Below are 20,797 nucleotides of genomic sequence, written 5' to 3'. Positions count from 1 at the left end.
AATTTCCTATATTCAGGAGATTGCTCTTATGGAAAACCTCCACCTCAAGGGGAACACGATGAACAACGTTCTGAAATTCTCTGCTCTGGCATTGGCCGCAGTTCTGGCTACCGGTTGCAGCAGCATGTCCAAAGAAACTGAAGCCCGTCTGACTGCAACTGAAGATGCAGCAGCTCGCGCTCAAGCCCGTGCCGACGAAGCCTACCGTAAGGCTGATGACGCTATGGCTGCTGCTCAGAAGGCTCAGCAAACTGCTGACGAAGCCAATGAGCGCGCTCTGCGTATGCTGGAAAAAGCCAGCCGCAAGTAATAGCTCACAAGGCTATGGAAAGCCGACCCAGTTTCTGGGTCGGCTTTTTTATTGCCTAAAAAACGTGGGCATGAGTGTTCGGCAGGCACTAAAAAGCCCGTCAGCGGTTACGCATAACGGGCTTATTAAATACAACTCAACTCAGATAGCAGCAGGCTCGTTAACCACCATAGCCTGATCAGGTTGAGCGATTTCAATCGGCAAGCCATCTTCGGCGGCGACGACCTCACGCAGCATTTCCCAATCCAAACGCAGATCAGCAAACTCATCATTATTCAGCAAGGCATTGATCACCGCGGTGTGCTTGTCGACGACCGACGCATCGCCGGTATCGTCTAACGGCGCATGCGCCTCCAAATAGACCTTGCCGCCGCTGCGACCAAACTTGTAGGGCTCATTGATGATGCGCACGGGTGTACCCACCGCAACCATCGAAGCCAGTTTCAAGACATTGTGGTTAAGCATGCGGAAACAACCATGGCTCACACGCATACCAATACCGAATTTCTTGTTCGAGCCGTGTATCAGGTAACCCGGCACTGACAAGCCAAGCTTGTAAGGCCCCAATGGGTTGTCCGGACCTGGCGGCACATAGGCCGGCAGTGGATCACCGTCAGCCGCATGCTCTGCACGAATCGATTCGGGTGGCGTCCAGCCCGGATTAGGCGTTTTGGCGGTAATGCGCGCATTGGCAACCGGCGAACTCCAGCCCTCACGGCCAATACCCAGCGGGTAGGTGTAAACCACGTTCCGGCCTTTGGGGTAATAGTAGAGACGGTACTCAGCAAGGTTGATCACAATGCCTTCGCGCGGCCCCGCTGGCAGGATGTAACGCGTCGGCAGAATGATCTCGTTACCAGCACCCGGCAACCAAGGATCAACACCTGGATTGGCCACCACCATCTCCAGGTAACCCAGATCATTGGCCACCCCAAGGTCAGCAAAGGTGTCTTCATACTTGGCTTGGATCACCTGCACCTCGCCCACAATATCTTCACCTGGCGGCGGCAAGGGGAACTCAAGCGCGCTGGCAGAAGCTACTGCGAAAACAGCAGCCAGTGGCAGGCAGCGGGTGACGGCAAAGGCACGCGACAACATCCGGAAATTCCTGACAAAAATGGTTGGTATAAGAGTACGGGCGATTGTACACCGATTGATCAGTCGCTTGGAAAGCTCAACGGCCCGGCAATGCTGGCCGCTCACCGTGCTTTTGCGCCTCAAGCGTCGCCCGGCAAGCCGGGCACAAACGCTTGTCACGCAGCATCATCTTGTCCAAGTCGCGCCACACCGGCTGCGCAGGCAACAAACCACCGCACAATGTGCGATCGGCAAACTGCCCCAACTCAAGCTGGCGAGCTAACAGGTGCACACGCACTTCACGGCAGGCGAACAGGTCAAGCTGCTCGTCGGGTTCGATCAGTTGATAAGCGTGTAAGGACCAGGCAGGACGCGGCATTGAGGGCTCCAGTGCGGGGGCGCCACATTAGCCGAAAGGCTCGTTACAGAAAAGCCTATCAGAGCAAAGGTTTTAGGGTCGGCCAGACGTTATCCAGCAGCTTGGGTTGCGCCTGGGCTGTGGGGTGAATTCCATCACGCTGCATCATGGAAGGCACGCCGCCTATGCCTTCCAGCACGAATGGCACCAGGGCAGCATCATGCTCCTGCGCCACCTGAGGAAACACAGCAGCGAACGCCGTGGTGTAACGCACACCGTAGTTAGGCGGTAACTGCATACCGAGAATCAGCACCTTGGCACCCTTTTGCTGCGATGCTTGCACCATGGCCGCAAGGTTTTGTTGCAATTGCATAGGCGGCTGACCACGCAGGCCATCGTTGCCGCCCAACTCGATAATCACCAGCTCCGGTTGATGCTCTGTAAGTAGCGCAGGCAGCCGCGCGGCACCGCCTGCGCTGGTATCACCACTGATTGAGGCATTGACCACTTGCTGGTCAAAACCCTGCTCAACCATGCGTTTTTCCAGCAAGGCGACCCACCCCTGGCGGGTATCCAGGCCAAAAGCCGCGCTGATACTATCGCCGACTACCAGTACGGTACCCGCAAACGCCGCCGGCCCCCACAGCAGCAGGCTCAGGGCAGTACCGATCAACCACGTACGCATTGGATTCTCCATGAGCTCAAGTATTCTCACCGCGCGAAACCTTAGCAAAGTGGTGCCCAGCACGGAAGGTGAGCTAACCATACTGCATGATCTGTCGCTGGAGCTTGTTTGCGGTGACAGCTTGGCAATCGTCGGCCGCTCCGGCTCGGGTAAGTCCACCTTACTTGGCCTGCTTGCAGGGCTCGACCTACCCAGCAGCGGCAGCGTGGTGTTAGCCGGTAATGATCTGGCTGCTCTCGACGAAGATCAACGCGCCAGAGTGCGTGCCGAGCACGTCGGCTTCGTCTTCCAATCATTCCAACTGCTCGACAGCTTGAACGCCCTGGAAAACGTCATGTTGCCTTTAGAACTTGAAGGCCATGCTGATGCCCGCCAGCGCGCCCGCACCCTGCTGGAGCGTGTCGGCCTGGGCCAACGCCTAACCCATTACCCGCGCCAACTCTCGGGCGGCGAACAGCAACGCGTTGCCATTGCCCGCGCCTTTGCCGCCGAGCCTGCCGTGCTGTTTGCCGACGAACCCACCGGCAACCTCGACAGCCACACCGGTGAGCGCATCAGCGACCTGTTGTTCGAGCTGAACAAAGAGCGCGGCACAACCTTGGTATTGGTCACCCATGACGAGCGCCTCGCGCACCGCTGCCATCGCTTGATCCGTTTGGAAGGCGGCCACCTGGTCGACCATGTGGAACCCTGATGAACCATCTGCCGTTTGCCCGCTTGCTGTCACTGGCCAGCCGCCAATTATTACGCGACGCGCGCGCCGGCGAATTGCGCGTGCTGTTCTTCGCCTTGCTGATCGCGGTAGCCGCCAGCACCGCTATTGGTTATTTCAGCGCACGCCTGAACGACGGCATGCTGCTACGCGCCACCGAATTTCTCGCCGCTGACTTGCGCTTGACTGGCAGCTCGCCCAATACCCCAGAACAGATCAAGCAGGGTAAGCAGCTGGGCCTGCAACACGCGCAGCTGGTCGAGTTCTCCAGCGTGGTGGCCAGCGATGCCGGCATCCAGCTGGCCAGTGTTAAAGCGGCGGACAGTGCCTATCCTCTGCGCGGCGAATTGAAGAGCGCCGCCGCACTGTACGACACAGAAACAACCGGCCCTGGGCCTCAGCCTGGTGAAGCCTGGGCCGAAGCTCGCTTGTTCGTCGCACTCGACCTCAAGCCGGGTGATGAAATCGAAGTCGGGGCGAAAATCCTGCGCCTGACCCGCGTACTGACCTTTCTGCCGGATGAGGCTGGGGACTTCTACAGCCTGACGCCTCACCTGTTGATGCATCTGGATGATTTGCCCGCCACCGGTGTGGTGCAGCCCGGCAGCCGCGTGCGCTATCAGGAGCTGTGGCGTGGCAACAGTGATGCCTTGGCGCAGTACCGCCAGAACATCACCCCAAGCCTCGCCCCCAACCAGCGCCTAGAGGATGCCAAAGATGGCAATCGTCAGGTCGGCAACGCCTTAGGCCGGGCCGAGCGCTACCTGAACCTCGCCAGCCTGGCAGCCGTCCTGTTGGCCGGGGTTGCCGTAGCCCTCTCAGCCGCACGTTTCGCGGCCAAACGTTTTGACGCCAGCGCCCTGCTGCGCTGCCTGGGCCTGTCACGCCGGCAGGCACTGGGCTTATTTAGCTTGCAACTGGCCCTACTGGGCATCACGGCCAGCCTGACCGGCGCGCTACTGGGCTGGTTGGCGCAGCTCGCCCTGTTCAACCTGCTGCAAGAGCTGTTGCCGGCGCAAATCCCACCGGGCGGTCTATGGCCAGCCCTGGCGGGCATGGCCACCGGGCTGGTTGCCCTTGCCGGTTTCGCCTTGCCGCCACTGGCCGCACTGGGTCGCGTGCCGCCGCTACGGGTACTGCGCCGTGATCTACTGCCAGTGCCAGCCAGTTCCTGGCTGGTGTATGGCGCAGCCCTGCTGGCCCTTGGCCTGATCATGTGGCGCTTAAGCCTTGATCTGCCGCTGACCCTTGCACTGCTCGGCGGCGGCCTGGTAACCGCTTTGCTATTGGGCGGCCTGCTGTTACTCGGCCTGCAGAGCCTACGCCGCTTACTGGCCGGGGCCTCCCTGCCCTGGCGGCTGGGGCTGGGTCAGCTGCTGCGTCACCCGCTGGCCGCTGCCGGCCAATCCCTGGCCTTTGGTCTGATCATCCTGGCCATGGCGCTGATCGCATTGCTGCGCGGCGAACTGCTCGACACCTGGCAAGATCAGCTGCCCGAACAGGCGCCCAACCACTTCGCCTTGAATATTCTACCGGCGGACAAGGATGCCTTCAGCGCTCGCCTAAGCGAGCTGTCACCGCGCCCCGCGCCGCTGTTCCCCGTGGTGCCCGGACGCCTGGTGATGATCAATGGCGAGCCCGTGCGGCAGATCGTCAGTAAGGAGTCGCAAGGTGAACGTGCGATTCGCCGCGACCTGAGCCTAACCTGGGCAGCCGACTTACCCGCCGACAACACCCTCGTTGCCGGTAGCTGGTGGACGGACGCTAACACCCGCGAATTACCGGGCGTGTCGGTGGAATCCGAACTGGCCGAAAGCCTGCAACTGAAACTGGGCGACCGTTTGAGCTTCAGCGTCGGCGGTCTCAACCGCGACGCCGTGGTCAGCAGCTTGCGTGAAGTCGACTGGAACAACTTCCAGCCCAACTTCTACATGATCTTCCAGCCTGGCACCCTGCAGGACCTGCCGGTGACCTACCTGACCAGTTTCTACCTGCCGCCGCAGCACGAAAAACAACTGGTCGAACTGTCGCGCGCCTTCCCGGCCGTAACCTTGCTGCAGGTCGAAGCGCTGCTCGCACAACTGCGCAGCATCCTTGCCCAGGTTACCCTGGCCATCGAGTTCGTCCTGCTGTTCGTCCTGGCCGCCGGTCTTGCTGTGCTGTTCGCCGGATTGCAATCCACTTTGGATGAACGCATCCGTCAAGGTGCTCTGCTGCGTGCCCTGGGGGCCGAACGCAGACTTTTGATCACAGCACGCCGCGCTGAGTTTGGCTTGCTCGGTGCGTCAAGCGGGCTATTGGCCGCGGTTGGCTGTGAGCTAATAAGTTTTCTGCTGTACCGTTTCGCCTTCGATCTCGCCTGGCAGCCGCATCCCTGGTTGCTCTTGCTGCCCTTGATCGGCGCGCTGCTGGTGGGCACGGCAGGCGTACTCGGCACCCGTCGCGCCTTGAATATCAGCCCGCTGACGGTGCTGCGCGAGGGCTGATAGACTCGCGCCTCATTTTTCTCAGCGGTCTGAGAGACTGTTAGCAGCAAGCAGCTTCCCAAGCCTGCTGCTAACGCAGTAAGGCCGTCGCATAGCAGACGTTGAACAGGTTCTTATGAGTCGCTACCGCCCACCCCGCTCCGCCGGCACACCCTTGATCACCCCCGAAGGTGAGGCTCGCATGCGCGCCGAGCTGCATGAGCTCTGGCATGTGCGCCGCCCGCAAGTCACTCAGTCGGTTAGCGAGGCTGCCGCACAGGGCGACCGCTCGGAGAACGCCGAATACACCTACGGCAAGAAAATGCTGCGCGAGATCGACAGTCGTGTACGTTTTTTAACCAAGCGCCTGGAAAGCCTCAAAGTCGTCAGCACCCGCCCTAGCGATCCGGACAAGGTCTACTTCGGCGCCTGGGTGACCGTGGAAGATGAAGACGGCGTCGAGGCGCGCTACCGCATCATCGGCCCGGATGAACTGGACCTGAAACTTAACCTGATCAGCATTGACTCCCCTCTGGCCCGCGCCTTGATCGGCAAAAGCCTGGACGCCGAAGTACGCGTACACACGCCCACCGGCGAGAAGACCTGGTACATCGTCGCCATCGACTACCCGTGACCGAGCCGCACATGCCCGCAGCCACAGACGCACCACACCAGCAAGCCCGCCTTGAGTGGGATGAACAGGGTCAACCCCTGTCCAGCCAATTCGCTGACGTGTATTTCTCCAACGAAAATGGCCTGGCCGAAACCCGTTATGTGTTTCTCGCCAACAACCAGCTACCGGAGCGCTTCGCCGCACTGACGGCAGACCAGCAGCTGGTGATCGGCGAAACCGGCTTCGGCACCGGTTTGAACTTCCTCTGCGCCTGGCAGCTGTTCGAACAACACGCCGCGCCTGGCGCGCGCCTGCACTTTGTCAGCGTGGAAAAATACCCGCTAAACCAGACCGACTTACGCCGTGCGTTGGCCTTGTGGCCAGAGCTTGAGCCTTACGCCGAGCAGCTGCTGGCGCAATACGTGGCGCTGCACCCAGGCTTTCAACGCTTAGTTTTTGCCAATGGTCGCATCATCCTCACCCTGTTGATTGGCGATGCGCTGGAGCTACTGGGGCAACTGGACGCTAAGGTAGACGCCTGGTTTCTTGATGGTTTCGCGCCGGCAAAAAACCCGGATATGTGGACCCCCGAACTCTTTACTGAGCTGGCCAGACTGTCCCATGCCAGCACCACCCTGGGTACCTTTACCAGTACCGGTTATGTCCGTCGCCGCCTGAACGAAGCCGGCTTCAAGATGAAGCGTGTGCCGGGCCTTGGGAAAAAATGGGAAGTGCTTAAAGGCGTGTATCTCGGCAGCACCACAGCGACTGTAAAACCTTGGTTTATTCGGCCACCACAGCCTGCTGGCACCCGCCACGCCCTCGTCGTGGGCGCAGGCCTGGCCGGTTGCGCGACTGCAGCCAGCCTGGCTCAGCGCGGCTGGCAGGTCACCCTATTGGAGCGCCATCACGCCATTGCCCAGGAAGCGTCCGGCAACCCACAAGGCGTGCTCTACCTTAAACTGTCGGCCCACCACACCACGCTGTCGCGCCTGATCGTCAGTGGTTTTGGGCATACGCGTAGGCTGCTGGAGCGCCTGCGTAGGGGGACTGACTGGGATAACTGCGGCGTGTTGCAGCTGGCTTTCGATGCAAAAGAAGCACAGCGCCAGACGCAGCTTGCGGCGGCCTTCCCGGCCGATCTGCTGACGAATTTGGACAGAAGCGCCGCCGCAGCCAAAGCCGGCATCCCCCTGCCTGCGGGTGGCTTGTTCTATCCAGAGGCGGGCTGGGTGCATCCGCCAGCGCTGTGTGAGCTACTGAGCCAACAGCCCAATATCCACCTACAACTGCATCAGGAAGCCTTGCAACTGCGCCGTGAAGGCGACCACTGGCAAGCTTGGAATGGCGAGCAACTGCTGGCCAGCGCGAGCGTGGTGATCTTGGCCGGCGCTGCCGGGATCAAGGACTTCAGCCAGAGTGCAGACCTGCCCCTGAAACGAATCCGCGGCCAGATCAGTTGCCTGCCAGCCACCGAGGCCAGCCGCGCGTTAAGCACCGTGGTGTGCGCTGAAGGCTATGTTGCCCCGGCGCGCCTGGATGAACACACGCTGGGAGCGAGTTTTGACTTCAACAGCGACGACCTAGCGCTGAACGGCGCCGACCACCTAAGCAATTTGCTGTTATTGGACGAGATATCGCCTGAGCTTTCCTGCGCACTTAATGCTGCGACACTCGAGCCCGAGCAACTACAAGGCCGCGCCGCGTTCCGCAGCACCAGCCCGGATTACCTGCCGATTGTCGGGCCACTGGCCGATAGCGACGCTTTTGCCGAAGCCTATGCGGTGCTGAGCAAAGACGCTCGCCAGGTGCCAGACACACCCTGCCCCTGGCTGGAAGGCTTGTACATCAACAGCGGGCATGGCTCCCGCGGGCTGATCACCGCACCATTGTCCGGTGAGTTGATCGCCGCCTGGCTCAACGACGAGCCGCTGCCCGTCGCGGCCGACGTGGCGCACGCCTGCCACCCCAACCGCTTCGCCTTGCGCACGCTAATCCGCAACAAGGCCTAACACTGCATCGCATCGCGTGCGCGCCTGAGAACAGGCGCGCCAACAGCCACTGCGTTGTTAGCCGCGCAGGCTGATGCGCCAAGCGCGGTGGATTTTCTGGTTACGGGCAAAGTCCGGGTCGAGGGTTGACTCGCTGATGTCCTCAACCTGATAGCGCGTGGCCAGGCTCTCATCGAGCACGAACTTGCGGAAGTTGTTGGAGAAGTACAGCACACCGTCTTTAGCCAAACGCGCCATAGCCAGGTCGAGCATCTGCACGTGGTCGCGCTGGATGTCGAAGATACCTTCCATACGCTTGGAGTTGGAGAAAGTCGGCGGATCGATAAAGATCAACTCGTATTCACCGCGATCATCGGCCAGCCAGGTCATCACATCGCCCTGTTCCAGCTTGTTTTTGTCTGAATAACCATTGAGCGATAGGTTGCGCCGCGCCCAATCCAGGTAGGTCTTGGACAGGTCAACACTGGTGGTGGTACGAGCGCCGCCCTTGGCCGCATGCACGGTAGCTGTAGCTGTGTAGCAGAACAGGTTGAGGAAACGTTTACCGGCCGCCTCTTTCTGGATGCGCAGTCGCAACGGACGGTGATCGAGGAACAGCCCGGTATCCAGGTAGTCGGTGAGGTTAACCAGCAGCTTCACGCCGCCCTCGCTGACTTCCAGAAACTCACCCTGAGTTGCCTGACGCTGGTACTGCTTAGTGCCGCTCTGACGCTCGCGGCGCTTGAGTACCACTTTGTTCTTGTCGACACCCAGCGTTTGTGGAATCGCGGCGATGGCGTCAAACATGCGGGATTTGGCTTTCTCAGGATCAATTGACTTGGGCGCGGCATATTCCTGCACATGCACCCAATCACCATACACATCCACCGCCATGGAATATTCCGGCATGTCGGCGTCATACAGGCGGTAGCACTGCACATCTTCACGACGCGCCCATTTGCCCAGCTGTTTAAGATTTTTTTGCAGACGATTGGCAAACATCTGCCCGCCTTCGCTCAAGCGTGCCAGCTCGACAACAGGTGCTGGAGGCGGCGCTGGTTTGATCGGGTTGCCGTTCTTGTTGTACTGACGCTCTAGCGGCTCAAGTGGTGCCTTGTCGGCTTCTACTTGCTCACGCTCGCGTTCACGCTGCTCGGGGGTGCGGCGCTCGCCGGTGACAAACTGCTCGGGCTGCACCTTGATCAGCAACAGCTTGCACGGCAATGCGCCGTTCCAGAAGGCGTACTGCTTGTGGCTGCGAATACCCATGCGTTTGCCCAGATCGGGCGCGCCGGTAAACACCGCGGCCTCCCAGCCCATGCACGCCTGGCGCAAACGCTCGCCGAGGTTTTGGTAGAGATACAACAGGCTGGCTTCATCACCCAAACGCTCGCCGTACGGCGGGTTACAAATCACCAAACCCTTCTGGTTCTGATCCGGGCGCGGCTCAAAGGTCGCCACTTCGCCCTGATACACCTTGATCCAGTGACTCAAACCCGCACGGTCGATGTTATTGCGCGCCGGTTGGATCAGCCGTGGATCGGCCTCGTAACCGCGAATCCACAGCGGCGGCTTGGCCATGCCAATTTCGGCGCGCTGCTGGGCTTCAGCTTGGAGCTTGTTCCATAAGGCCGGCACATGGCCCAGCCACTTGCTGAAACCCCACTGCTCGCGGGTCAGGTTCGGCGCCACATCGGCGGCGATCATCGCCGCTTCTACCAGGAAGGTACCCACACCGCACATCGGGTCAGCCAGCGCGCCGCCTTCAGCGGCAATGCGCGGCCAACCCGCGCGAATCAGCACGGCTGCTGCGAGGTTTTCCTTGAGCGGCGCCGCACCCTGCTGCAGGCGATAACCGCGCTGGTGCAAGCTGTGCCCAGACAAATCGAGGGAAAGAATTGCTTCACCGCGATCCAGACGCAGATGCACGCGCATGTCCGGATTGAGCTTGTCGACCGAAGGGCGTGTGCCGTCTTTCAGACGCAACTTGTCGACGATGCCATCCTTGACCTTCAAGGCGCCGAAGTGTGTGTTGTCGATGCCAGAACCGTTGCCGCTGAATTCCACGGCCAGGCTGCCGTTGGATTCCAGGTGTTCGAACCAGTCAACCTCCAGCACGCCTTCGTAGAGGCTCTGGGCGTCCTGCACGCTGTAGCGTTTGAGCACTAAAAGCACACGGTTGGCCAGGCGCGACCACAGGCACAGGCGATAGGCAGTTTCCATGTCGGCCATGCCACGAATGGCCGAGGTGTGTTCACGCGCCTCTTCAAGGCCGAGGTTGCTGGCTTCTTCAAGCAGCAAGCCTTCCAGGCCCTTGGGACAAGTAAGGAAGAGTTCGTAACGATCCGACATGAGAGTTTCCAGTGCCTAAGGCAAAAAGCGCCGCATGGATAAATCCGCACAGCCAAAATAAGTGACGAAGCCTCGTAACGCGACCCTTCGTCGGAATAAACAACAGTCTCAATCGCAATTCATTCGCGATAGCAAAACACCAGCACACCCAGTACATACGCCCACAGCATAGGCGCTACAGCAAGAAACCTGAGTGGTTACCAAGGCCCTTATGGCCTGACCCGCAAAAAGGTTACGGGCTTATGACAAAACGGTCATTCACAGCCACCCGCGCATTGGTTAGAAATCACCTCAGGCCATCACTGCAACGGTGCTGGCAAGGAGGCTCGCGACGCCGGCAGCGGACTCCACAAGGCAGACCATTTCTGCCTGACCTTGCGACAAGGTCTAAGGGACATAACAGTCAACATTGAGGGCTTCACCCTATGAGAAGACTTAAGCGTGATCCATTAGAAAGAGCTTTTTTGCGCGGCTATCAATACGGCATCAGTGGTAAATCCCGCGAGCTTTGTCCATTTACCCTCCCCTCAGTCCGCCAAGCCTGGTTGAACGGCTGGCGCGAAGGACGCGGTGACAACTGGGACGGCATGACCGGCACCGCCGGTATCCATCGACTCAACGAACTTCACGCTGTCGGCTGATTCAGGAACCTACCGACTTCACCAAGCACGCTCCATCCGAGCGGCGGGCGCGAGCCCAGGGGCTCCTTCAGGGAGCCCTTTTTATCTCTGCACTTTATGCGGTAACGCGGCGATGGCATCGACCGCTTCGCGAATCAACGCCGGCCCTTTGTAAATAAACCCCGAATAAATCTGCACCAAGCTGGCACCGGCCGCGACCTTCTCGGCCGCATGCTTGCCTTCGGTAATCCCGCCCACCGCAATAATCGGCAAACGGCCTTTCAGCTCGCTGGCCAGTACCTGGACAATATGGCTGCTTTTGTCACGCACCGGCGCGCCAGACAACCCACCGGCTTCATCGGCACACTCCAGACCATGCACACCTTCACGGCTCAGCGTGGTGTTGGTGGCGATCACCGCATCCATGCCGGCTTCAACCAGCGCATTGGCGACTTCGATGGTTTCTTCATCGCTCATGTCCGGCGCAATTTTGATCGCCAGCGGTACACGCTTGCCATGCTGCGCAGCCAAGTCTTCTTGACGCTGGCGCAGGGCTTCAAGCAATTGCTTGAGCGAGTCCCCAAACTGCAGGCTGCGCAGCCCTGGAGTATTTGGCGAGCTGACGTTGACCGTCACATAGCTGGCGTGTTGATAGACCTTGTCCAGGCACAGCAGATAATCATCCACTGCATTCTCGACCGGGGTATCGAAGTTTTTGCCGATGTTGATACCCAGCACGCCCTTGTATTTGGCGGCTTGTACGCGAGCCAGCAGGTGATCAACGCCGTGGTTGTTAAAGCCCATGCGATTGATGATCGCCTCAGCCTCAGGCAGACGGAACAAACGCGGCTTGGGGTTACCCGGCTGCGGACGCGGCGTCACGGTGCCAATCTCGACAAAGCCAAAGCCCAATTGAGCAAAGCCATCGATAGCATCGCCGTTCTTATCCAGCCCAGCAGCCAACCCGACCGGATTGGGGAAATCTAGCCCCATCACCTTGACTGGCAATGAAGACGGGCTCTTAGTCAGTAAACCGTTAAGCCCCAAACGACCGCCGGCACCGATCAGGTCGATGGACAGTTCATGGGAGGCTTCAGGGGAAAGTTTGAACAGCAGCTCGCGGGCCAGGGTATACATGGGCAGGCTTAGCTCGATAAAGTTACAAAGGCCGCGATTATAGCCGGCTGCGCACCTGATAGGCGAGGCGCGTGACGGTATCAGTCCAAGCGACGCAAGCTGAGTAATTCGCCAGTTGTGCTGAACTCGAGCGCGAAGGAACCATAAACACCTTCATGGGTCAGAAATGGCCGAAAATGGTGGGCCGGCACACTGACACTCCGCCCATCGCGACTTTGCACTAATATCCGGTTAGCGCGCCCCTGATAAACGACATGTAAACGCTCGGCCGGTAACGCGATATCAAACACCAAACTGGGCATGGAGGCACCTTTGCAACTGACTGCATCAATCTTGCCATATACCGCACACGTGCCCGGTAAAAAATGGGCAGCAGCCATTTTAAACGTCTGTCGTGCTGACTCAGAGAGTGGCCAGACATGGATGACAGGCCATAAAAAACCTGTCGATACGGCCGATAAAGCCTGTGCAGCGCCCAACAGGCTCTGCCAAACTGGCAATGGTGATTTCGGAGTTCGTACCTGGCCATGAGTCTGTCTGAGCAGCCCTCTACCCTCAGCTCACGCATCGGTGCCCTAGCGCAACGGCTAGGCCTTATTGGCCGTGGGCAACGCCAGATACTCGAACGCGCCAGCCAGCTTCGCCTGCCGTTCAACCCGCTGCCACACTTGCGTGCAAGCATCTGCTGGCAAGACGGCCCACAGCTACACCGTCTTATAGACTTACCTCGCAGCGCACTCTCCGGCCCAGTTCAAGAAGACAAAGCGCAGGCACATGCCATGCTCGTGGGCGTTATTGAGGCGCACGAACAACAACTCGCATCGTTCGACCTGCGCATGATCGATGGCCTATCGACCTGTAACCCTCTGCAAGCCAACCACGCCAGCTTCGAGGCTTTCGCCGCCAGCGAGCCGTGCCGCCAGGTACGCATCATCAGCTACAAAGACTTCGTTAAATCCATTAGCCAAGCCTTACCGCGCTTTCTCGCAGGTGAACGCATTACCCTGCGTCAAGCCAGCTGGCGTGGTGATCGGGTGTTCTGGGCCGGCGAGCACCATAGCGAGGCTTTCGCCTGCGCCATTGCTTATGCCCGTCGACGTGAGCTTGAAGTCAATCTACCGGCTGAACTCAGCAGCTACCGCCTGAGCGAGCAAGGCCTCAGCAACCTGCAGCAGCACTATCACGTACTGGGCATGCCCAATGCTGCTTGGAGTGACCCTGCTTTTATGGCGCTGCTGCTGGATAACGGCCTGCCCTACTCGCGCCTCTCTTTAATGGGGGCTCCAGGCTCACCGGAGTTTCTGCTGCTGCCCAAACACTCCAGTGAAGCCACGGCCCTGGGCGAAGGGCTACGCCTGGCGGGTGCGCCGGATGTGGTGGGGTATCTGCAACAGCTGTAATCGCGACATAGCCGCCATCCGAATAAGCCTCCAAGAAGCTGAGTAAGAAAAAGCCCGCAATCTGATTAGGATTGCGGGCTTTAGTGTGCCTTCTAATCTGGCATCACACGACCTGCAAGGCGTTGTCTCCCAACAGCCCATTGATGACACTGGCTGTATCAGCACCTCCAGAAATGATGCCGCCACCGCCCGGAGTCACACCATACTCAACAGCCACATTAAACCCAGTCAACTCAATGGTTGTGGATGCAACGCCGCCTGCTGTAGGGCTAACCGCAATAATGGTGCTGTTATCAACTACCGAGAAGCTAAGGAAGTCATCTAGCGATCCGGCATTGTACGACTCGCCAATCAGCAACTGAGTGAGATCCAACTTGTCACCCTCACTGGGTTTGAAGTCGAGCACTTTATCAGCACCTGTAGTATCGGTTGATAACCAGCGGAAGATATCCGCACCCGCCCCACCAGAGAGAATATCGTTCCCTAGCCCACCGATAAGGATGTCATTGCCATCGCCACCGGACAGCACATCGTTGCCAGCCAAACCACTGAGCGTGTCGTCACCACCCAAGCCGAAGAGGTAGTCGACGCCAGCGGTACCAACCAGGTTATCCACACCGGCAGTACCATCCACCGACAGCGAGCCAGGAATCAACATGGCGCTCAGCACACTGCTTACGCTGTCTCCGTCCCCATCAATACCTACGATGTTGTGAGAAAGACTAATGGGTTGCCCGGTGCTTGCCTGGTCATATTCGAAGAGGCCCAACTTGAAGGTTTGCCCGTTACCGCCATCAACCTGCACAGCACTGAAGTTACTGGCAGAGCTGACTTCGTACCACCACCCTTCCTGCATACCCGTCACACGAATCGAGTTGCCCAGATCAGTGAGGGTAACCTGACTGGTTTTGTCCACTTCTAAGCCACCTTCAATGGCGTAAATGCGGATATTGCTGGTAGCCAGGTTACGAGTCGTTTCACCTGAAGCATCGCCAATAAAGCTGTAGTCATTGTCGGCCAACAGCACCGCGATCACGAAGGTTGCGGTACCTGCACCGCTCGGGCTGACCCAGGCAACTTTCTGCGCAAAGCGATTGGTGGTGTTGTGGCTGGTGTAGGTGAAACCGGTGCCATTGGCACCTCCCGTGGCCAGGCCGTTGACCAGATCGATACGCAGCTGCTCGCCATTCTTGATGCTGTTGCCATCACTAATCCCGATTTCAGTACTGTTGGTATTGATGCTCTGTCCTGCAGTGCTCGACAGCAGGGCATCAAATGTTGTGCCCCCCATGTCAATCAATCCTTTAAAGGCGCTGTTACCGCCACCGACACCGGTCAGATTGGTGGCAGATACTTCTGTGCCATTGGCAATCGGACCATAGGTGGTCAGCGTGTAGCTATCGGTCGATGCATCCATATCGATGCGATAACCGAGGGTTCCACTGGCACTGGTCTTGGCTTCGATAATCGACTGATCGCTGCCATAGAACAGGTACAGCTGTTGACCGTTGAGGCTCAGCAGATTACCACTGGCATCCCGCGCAGCAGCGCCTTGCACGATGGAGAAATTAACCTGATCCGGGCCATCCGCACCCGCCGAAGCTTCAAAGCGCAGATCCGCAGTAATGGAACGGATTTCACTGACCTGATCCACCAGCAATGCAGTCACAGGGGTAAAGGCGATAGGTACATCGTCCTCAACCTGGATCAGCAGATCGCCGGCAATCGGTAACGGATTCACACCATTGCTGGCCTTGATTGCATTGGTCAGATTCAGTGTGAGAATTTCGTTGTCGTTAGTGCCAGCGTTAGGGTGATCCAGTGGCCCCAGCAGCGTGAAGGTATAAGTACCATCGCTCAGCACTTTGAGGGTGAACACATCAGTACTACCAGCCTTGGCGGTCATGGTGTCACCGGAGAAGCTATAAGTGACCGCGACACCGCCTGAGGTTATTGTCGGCATGATAGCGGGCGAGGTATTCAGGCTGAACTGCCCGCTGTTGGTCCCCACCAGCAAATCAACCAGACTGCCAGTGGCAACAGTATTCACGCTGTCACCATCGGTGATGCCGCCAGGTAGCTCGTCCTCGTCCACCCGACCGATAACCGGAGAGGCATCCTCAATATTGATGGTCAGAGAAGCACTGGAAGGGTCGCCATCCTTGTCGACGATGGTGTAGCCAAAACTCTCGCTCGTGTCGGCTGCCACACTCGACGGCGCCACATAATTCCAAGCGCCAGTAGCGAAATTAAAACTCAGCTTGCCGCCCAGGCCTGTGGCTACGTCCGTCAGCTGGCTACCGACGATAGTGCCGCCGGCACTCACGCTGATAGTTCCGACTCCATTCCAAGTGTAAGTCGCCCCATTGATGACAATAGATTGGATATACCCTGGGCCATCCGCCCCGAAGCTATCGTCGTCACCGCCGCCGACTGCATTATCGCTACCCAACAACACGTTGCCGCTGACACGGCCACCGACCAACTGGCTAAGCAGGGTATCAATCAACCCATTGAAGTTGCTGATCAGGATGGGGGAACCACTGCCATCAACATCAACATCCTGCAGCCGAGCTGCATTAATGCCGTCACCAACGCCAATGGTGGTGACATTGATACCGTTATTGTCGACAAAGCTGTTCCAGGCCGTGGCAGTGGCTGTGGTCAGCGAGGTGCCACCTGGGCCGGTTTGCTGATTTGGATTACCGTCACTGATGAAAAATACCTGATTGCTCCAACCAAGTATCGGACTGTAAACCGCCATGGTTTCTTCGATCGCATCCGTGAAATCGGTCTGCCCGCTGAACGGCCGACTGGCAATGATGCTGTCAATCAGGGCGTTGAAAGACGCCAACGTAGTGACCGATGGATAGGCCAGCGAAGTCGACGAGAACGCCACGACCGTTACTTTCACATCACCATCAGTACCGGCGTACAACGCCTGTCCTGCCGCTTTCACGGCACTCATCATGGTGCTGAACTCGCTGTTACTGATGCTGCCGCTGGAGTCCAGTACAAAGGCTACGTTGAAGTCCTGTCCGCGGCCTTCCACCACATCGGCGGTATCGTCCTTGGCCAGCGGCGTATCGTCGTCGACATTGATTGATAAGGTGCCTGTGGCCTTGTCGCCATCTTTGTCAGTGACCTGATAACTCAGGGTAAAGGCCTGATTGTTCTCCTGATTACCGGTGGCGTGTTGAATCGGCGCATTCTGGACAACTCCATAGGCTCCAGTAGCGCTGTTGAGAGACACCGTCAGTACAGTTACGCCACCCTGCTTGACCAGCAGCGAGCCACCAGGACCCGCCTCGTAAGTGAAGCCGCCCGGAGCACCTGTGGTTAGCCATTGCACGCTTCCTGCACCATCGGCACCGAAGTTGTGACTCAGGATACCGCTGGCGTTTATCGAGTCTGCGTCGTCACCTACTCCTCCAGGAATGCCATTGGCCAGCGCATCGTCGTCCAATTGCACAGGTGCATTGACGCCCGTGGTAGGAACATCGTCCTCGATTTGAACCAAGAACTGTCCAGCCAAAGGCAGAGGGTTACTGCCGTTGCTGGCCAAAATGATGCTGGCAAAGTCCATGACCAGCAGTTCATTGTCATCGCCATTGCCCAGCGGGTGATCCAGAGCTTTTAGCAAGGTGAAGGTATAGTCACCATTGCTTTGCACCTCTAGCGTGAACACAACAGGACCAGCAGCACCGGCTTTCGCTGTCAGCAGATTACCGACCACGCTATACACCAACGGAGCACCGCCGGAAGACGCACCGCTCAACCCGCTGGTGTCGGCAGACAAACTGAACTGCGCAGAGACTGCTGGGCCAACGATCAAGTTACTGAGGCTGCCAGTTGCTACGGTATTAACCGAATCGTTGTCAGTGATACCACCAGGCAACTCATCCTCATCAACCATCGCAATGATCGGACTGGTGTCTTCAACATATACCGTTAGGTTAGCGCTGGATGGATCGCCATCTTTGTCGACGATGGTGTAGGTGAAGGTCTCGGTTTTATCACCGACGACATTTGAGGGCGCTTGATAGGTCCACGCCCCGGTACTGAAGTTGAAGCTCAGCTTACCGCCTTCAGCTGTGGTGATATTGCTCAGCTGGCTACCGGCAATATTCGGCCCGGAGCTCGGATCGATAGTGCCCGCGCCATCCCATACATAGGTAATGCCGTTGATCACGATGGACTGGATATAACCAGGGCCGTCCGCGCCAAAGGCATCGTCATCACCGCCACCAGCAACGCCGTCACTGCCCAGCAGCACATTGCCGCTAACCAGAGCGCCAATCTGGCCCAACAGGGTGTCGACCAGCCCATTGAAGTCGCCAACCAGAATAGGCGCACCAACGCCATCCAGATCCACATCCTGCAAGCGAGCGGTATTGATGCCATTGCCTACACCGATAGCGGTGACGCTCACACCCACAGAGCCATTAACGAAGGCACTCCAAGCTGTAGCCGTTGCATCGCTCAGCGAGTTGCCACCCGAGCCAGTTTGCTCATTGGGGTTACCGTCACTGATAAAGAACACCTGGTTGCTTGCCCCTGCTACCGGGGTGTAGGCCCCCATGGTTTCCTGAATCGCTGCAGTAAAGTCCGTTTGCCCATTGAACGGACGAGTTCCAGTCTCAGCCGGGTTGAGGCTGCCAATCAGAGTCGAGAAAGCGGCATAGTCGGTAACAGCGGCGTAGGAAGTCGCCGTGCCGGAGAAGGCCACGACCTTGATCGTCACATCGCCTGTGGTGCCATTGAACAATGCCTGCCCGGCAGCACGTACGGCCTGCAGCATGGTGTTCAGCTCGGTGTTATCAATGCTGCCACTGAAATCCAGCACAAAGGCTACATTGAAGTCCTTACCTTGCGAGGCTTGTACTGTGGCAGTGTCGTCTTGGGCTTGCGGGGTGTCATCGTCAATATTGAGCGATAAGGTGCCAGTGGCGCTGTCTCCATCCTTATCAGTCACCTGATAGCTCAGGGTAAAGGCTTGGTTGTTCTCCTGATCAGCCGTGGCATGTTGGATAGGCGCATTTTGGGTAACTGTGTATGCGCCGGTCGATTGATTAAGCGTCACAGTCAAAACGAGGGTGGCTCCCTGCTTGACCAGCAGTGAGCTGCCTGAAGTTTGATAGGTGAAGCCGGCTGGAGCACCAGTGGTCAGCCACTGCAGGCTACCCGCACCATCCGCACCGAAGCTGTGGCCCAGCGTGCCGCTGGCGTTGATCGAATCCGCATCGTCACCCACGCCCCCCGGAATGCCGTTGGCCAGAGCATCGTCGTCCAGTTGCACCAGGGCATTCGGTAGCACACTTGGGCCGTCATCTTTGAAACTGATGACTGTACCGATATCAAGGCTGGCGCTGGCCTGATCACCATCCCCATCGGTCACGACGGCATTCAAGCTGATATGCCCCGCGCCCAAGAACTTGGCTTCGTCTGGGTCGCCGGTAGGGTGAACGATGGAGCGAATCTGATCGAGAGTAACGGTGCCTGCTGCATCGACGCTCAGGGTAAATACCAATTGGTTTGTGCCAGAGGTGCGGCCTTCAATAACCCCCGCATTGAAGCTGAGGATCACCGCCTGGTTGGTTTCGGTATCGACCAGGCCCGAGTTGGCGTTCTGCACACTCAGGTTGTAGGTCAAGCTTTGCAGACCATCGGCACCCGGTTGCACATTGAACACACCACTGAAGTTAGCCGTTGCATCAATATGGAAGGCCGACTCATCAACCTGCAGCGCTGAACCCCAGGTGACATTGGCGCTGACATCGTTGTAGTCGTAGTCCGAGGTGAGAGTTTTGTCTTCCCAGTTCTGATTACCCGCGCTACCGGTGTCCTGCAGGTGCGAGCCACCAGGGTTCAAGCTGGCATCACTGAACAGCACATTGGCGCCATCAGCCCCCACCAACGGCACACCACCCAGCTTGGCCTGCCACTGACCCGCGACAAGCTCGAAGGTCACGACAGAGCCATTAGCCAGGCCGGCATTGGCCCCGCCGTTAGGGATGATAAAGAAGCCCGTATTAGCTGGGTCTAGGCCACTGAGATCACCCACATCGCCAACAGATTGAGCATGCACATTGGCCCAAATCACTTTGCCGTCTATTGGTGAGCCATCTGGCGCCTTGTTGTAATAGCCATAGGAGTTGCTGAAGCCAGCATCGGAGCCCTGGAAGGTGACAAAGGAGGTCACTCCAATATTCCCGGCCTGAATGGTCGGGGTATCGTCATCAATCGTCACGACCAACGAGCCCGTGGCCGAGTCGTTATCCCCGTCAGTCACCGTGTAGCCGATGTTCAGCGTGATATCGTCTTCGGTGCCACTGACCGGATGCATCAGCGGTTGCAACAGATTGATGGTGTAGGCGCCAGAGGCTGGATCAGTGAGCACCACCGTCAGCAATGCACCGCGGACAGAACTGATGGTCAGGGTATTGGTTGATGCATCCCAGTTGGATGTCACGGCCTCCGACCCCAGACTCAGCGGACCGCTAAGCGCGATGGATTTGAGACCATCAGCACCGGCATTAAATGCCAAATTCCCACTGGTGCTGGTCGCAGCACCCGCGACATCGCCTGGGCCGCCATTAATGCCGCCGGCAAGGCCTTCATCATCCAGAACGACCGCAGCAACAACACTGCCGCCGGTTGGGCCATCATCTTCAAAGCTAAAGGCACCGGCGGCGCCCAGGTCAATCGAGACACTGTCGCTGTCGCCATCACCGTCGGTGACGGTCTGGGTCAGCAGCAGTGCGCCCTCAGCCAAGCTCAGCAACTGGCTGTCATCCGCATTGCTGGTGTCCGCGTGCCAGATATTGTCCAGCAGTCCCAGGGTCACCGCGCCGGTAACCGGGTTGATGGTCAGGGTGAAATACGCAACGCCACCGGCGCTGCCAGTGACCACGTTGCCCACTTGATTCAGGACGATCTGCTCGCCTTTACCCAGCGGCGCGCTCGCGTCCACCGCAAACAAACCACTCGGTACATTGGCACCGCTAAGCGCCAAGCTGTACACCGTGCCGGCATCACCGGCTGCTGCACCGTCTGCACCAAACACGCTATTAAACT

14 protein-coding genes are annotated in these 20,797 nt (G+C 58.4%); 7 read left to right on the top strand and 7 right to left on the bottom strand.

Annotated features, from left to right (window positions below):
• Positions 1 to 58: 58 nt before the first annotated feature.
• Positions 59 to 310, top strand: a complete 252-nt coding sequence (gene oprI / locus D8779_RS10785) for an outer membrane lipoprotei OprI (protein ID WP_090242095.1) — start codon at positions 59 to 61, stop codon at positions 308 to 310.
• A gap of 141 nt (positions 311 to 451) precedes the next feature.
• On the opposite strand, the gene D8779_RS10780 is transcribed toward oprI, so the two are convergent.
• From D8779_RS10780 to D8779_RS10770, 3 genes are all read right to left on the bottom strand, one after another.
• Positions 452 to 1,408 (bottom strand): L,D-transpeptidase family protein, encoded by a 957-nt coding sequence (locus D8779_RS10780; protein ID WP_136664493.1) that lies wholly within the window; start codon positions 1,406 to 1,408, stop codon positions 452 to 454.
• A gap of 76 nt (positions 1,409 to 1,484) precedes the next feature.
• Positions 1,485 to 1,766, bottom strand: a complete 282-nt coding sequence (locus D8779_RS10775) for a hypothetical protein (RefSeq protein WP_136664492.1) — start codon at positions 1,764 to 1,766, stop codon at positions 1,485 to 1,487.
• 58 nt (positions 1,767 to 1,824) lie between these two features.
• Complete coding sequence (locus D8779_RS10770; protein WP_136664491.1) at positions 1,825 to 2,430, bottom strand: arylesterase; 606 nt, start codon at positions 2,428 to 2,430, stop codon at positions 1,825 to 1,827.
• A 10-nt stretch (positions 2,431 to 2,440) separates the two neighbouring features.
• Here D8779_RS10770 and D8779_RS10765 point away from each other — a divergent pair, with 10 nt between their 5' ends.
• The 4 genes from D8779_RS10765 to mnmC all read left to right on the top strand — a co-directional run bounded on the left by D8779_RS10765 (position 2,441) and on the right by mnmC (position 8,232).
• A complete protein-coding gene (locus D8779_RS10765) occupies positions 2,441 to 3,124 on the top strand; it encodes an ABC transporter ATP-binding protein (protein WP_136664490.1) in 684 nt (227 codons plus the stop codon).
• Complete coding sequence (locus D8779_RS10760; protein WP_136664489.1) at positions 3,124 to 5,628, top strand: ABC transporter permease; 2,505 nt, start codon at positions 3,124 to 3,126, stop codon at positions 5,626 to 5,628. Before D8779_RS10765 ends, D8779_RS10760 begins: the two co-directional genes overlap by 1 nt.
• A 115-nt stretch (positions 5,629 to 5,743) precedes the next feature.
• A complete protein-coding gene (greB, locus tag D8779_RS10755) occupies positions 5,744 to 6,241 on the top strand; it encodes a transcription elongation factor GreB (RefSeq protein ID WP_136664488.1) in 498 nt (165 codons plus the stop codon).
• 11 nt (positions 6,242 to 6,252) lie between these two features.
• Positions 6,253 to 8,232, top strand: coding sequence for a bifunctional tRNA (5-methylaminomethyl-2-thiouridine)(34)-methyltransferase MnmC2/FAD-dependent 5-carboxymethylaminomethyl-2-thiouridine(34) oxidoreductase MnmC1 (gene mnmC, locus D8779_RS10750; protein ID WP_136664487.1), 1,980 nt, complete (start codon positions 6,253 to 6,255; stop codon positions 8,230 to 8,232).
• Positions 8,233 to 8,289: 57 nt separating this feature from the next.
• Here mnmC and rlmKL read toward each other — a convergent pair whose 3' ends face one another.
• Positions 8,290 to 10,563, bottom strand: coding sequence for a bifunctional 23S rRNA (guanine(2069)-N(7))-methyltransferase RlmK/23S rRNA (guanine(2445)-N(2))-methyltransferase RlmL (gene rlmKL / locus D8779_RS10745; RefSeq protein WP_136664486.1), 2,274 nt, complete (start codon positions 10,561 to 10,563; stop codon positions 8,290 to 8,292).
• Positions 10,564 to 10,988: 425 nt separating this feature from the next.
• Here rlmKL and rmf point away from each other — a divergent pair, with 425 nt between their 5' ends.
• Positions 10,989 to 11,204 carry a ribosome modulation factor gene (rmf, locus tag D8779_RS10740; protein ID WP_090255928.1) on the top strand — a complete coding sequence of 72 codons (216 nt, stop codon included), beginning with the start codon at positions 10,989 to 10,991 and terminating at the stop codon, positions 11,202 to 11,204.
• A gap of 81 nt (positions 11,205 to 11,285) precedes the next feature.
• Here rmf and D8779_RS10735 read toward each other — a convergent pair whose 3' ends face one another.
• Together D8779_RS10735 and D8779_RS10730 are read right to left on the bottom strand one after the other, a co-directional pair.
• Positions 11,286 to 12,320, bottom strand: coding sequence for a quinone-dependent dihydroorotate dehydrogenase (locus D8779_RS10735; protein WP_136664485.1), 1,035 nt, complete (start codon positions 12,318 to 12,320; stop codon positions 11,286 to 11,288).
• Between the two features lie 80 nt (positions 12,321 to 12,400).
• The gene (locus tag D8779_RS10730; RefSeq protein WP_136664484.1) at positions 12,401 to 12,622 is read right to left on the bottom strand and encodes a DUF2835 domain-containing protein; all 222 of its coding nucleotides are present in this window, start codon (positions 12,620 to 12,622) and stop codon (positions 12,401 to 12,403) included.
• A 225-nt stretch (positions 12,623 to 12,847) separates the two neighbouring features.
• On the opposite strand from D8779_RS10730, the gene D8779_RS10725 reads away from it, so the two are divergent.
• Positions 12,848 to 13,720: a DUF6685 family protein gene (locus D8779_RS10725; protein ID WP_136664483.1), complete on the top strand. Its 873-nt coding sequence runs from the start codon at positions 12,848 to 12,850 to the stop codon at positions 13,718 to 13,720.
• A 103-nt stretch (positions 13,721 to 13,823) separates the two neighbouring features.
• On the opposite strand, the gene D8779_RS10720 is transcribed toward D8779_RS10725, so the two are convergent.
• Positions 13,824 to 20,786: a DUF5801 repeats-in-toxin domain-containing protein gene (locus D8779_RS10720; RefSeq protein WP_205895814.1), complete on the bottom strand. Its 6,963-nt coding sequence runs from the start codon at positions 20,784 to 20,786 to the stop codon at positions 13,824 to 13,826.
• Between the last annotated feature and the right edge of the window lie 11 nt (positions 20,787 to 20,797).

The sequence above is a fragment of the Pseudomonas leptonychotis genome (assembly GCF_004920405.1).
Classification (GTDB): Bacteria; Pseudomonadota; Gammaproteobacteria; order Pseudomonadales; family Pseudomonadaceae; genus Aquipseudomonas; species Aquipseudomonas leptonychotis.
This window is presented reverse-complemented; position numbering and strand designations above follow the sequence as displayed.

Excerpts from the sequence above, each read along its gene's own strand:
- oprI (WP_090242095.1), top strand. The coding sequence starts at position 59 with ATGAACAACGTTCTGAAATTCTCTGCTCTGGCATTGGCCGCAGTTCTG.
- D8779_RS10780 (WP_136664493.1), bottom strand. The coding sequence starts at position 1,408 with ATGTTGTCGCGTGCCTTTGCCGTCACCCGCTGCCTGCCACTGGCTGCT.
- D8779_RS10775 (WP_136664492.1), bottom strand. The coding sequence starts at position 1,766 with ATGCCGCGTCCTGCCTGGTCCTTACACGCTTATCAACTGATCGAACCC.
- D8779_RS10770 (WP_136664491.1), bottom strand. The coding sequence starts at position 2,430 with ATGCGTACGTGGTTGATCGGTACTGCCCTGAGCCTGCTGCTGTGGGGG.
- D8779_RS10765 (WP_136664490.1), top strand. The coding sequence starts at position 2,441 with ATGAGCTCAAGTATTCTCACCGCGCGAAACCTTAGCAAAGTGGTGCCC.
- D8779_RS10760 (WP_136664489.1), top strand. The coding sequence starts at position 3,124 with ATGAACCATCTGCCGTTTGCCCGCTTGCTGTCACTGGCCAGCCGCCAA.
- greB (WP_136664488.1), top strand. The coding sequence starts at position 5,744 with ATGAGTCGCTACCGCCCACCCCGCTCCGCCGGCACACCCTTGATCACC.
- mnmC (WP_136664487.1), top strand. The coding sequence starts at position 6,253 with ATGCCCGCAGCCACAGACGCACCACACCAGCAAGCCCGCCTTGAGTGG.
- rlmKL (WP_136664486.1), bottom strand. The coding sequence starts at position 10,563 with ATGTCGGATCGTTACGAACTCTTCCTTACTTGTCCCAAGGGCCTGGAA.
- rmf (WP_090255928.1), top strand. The coding sequence starts at position 10,989 with ATGAGAAGACTTAAGCGTGATCCATTAGAAAGAGCTTTTTTGCGCGGC.
- D8779_RS10735 (WP_136664485.1), bottom strand. The coding sequence starts at position 12,320 with ATGTATACCCTGGCCCGCGAGCTGCTGTTCAAACTTTCCCCTGAAGCC.
- D8779_RS10730 (WP_136664484.1), bottom strand. The coding sequence starts at position 12,622 with ATGCCCAGTTTGGTGTTTGATATCGCGTTACCGGCCGAGCGTTTACAT.
- D8779_RS10725 (WP_136664483.1), top strand. The coding sequence starts at position 12,848 with ATGAGTCTGTCTGAGCAGCCCTCTACCCTCAGCTCACGCATCGGTGCC.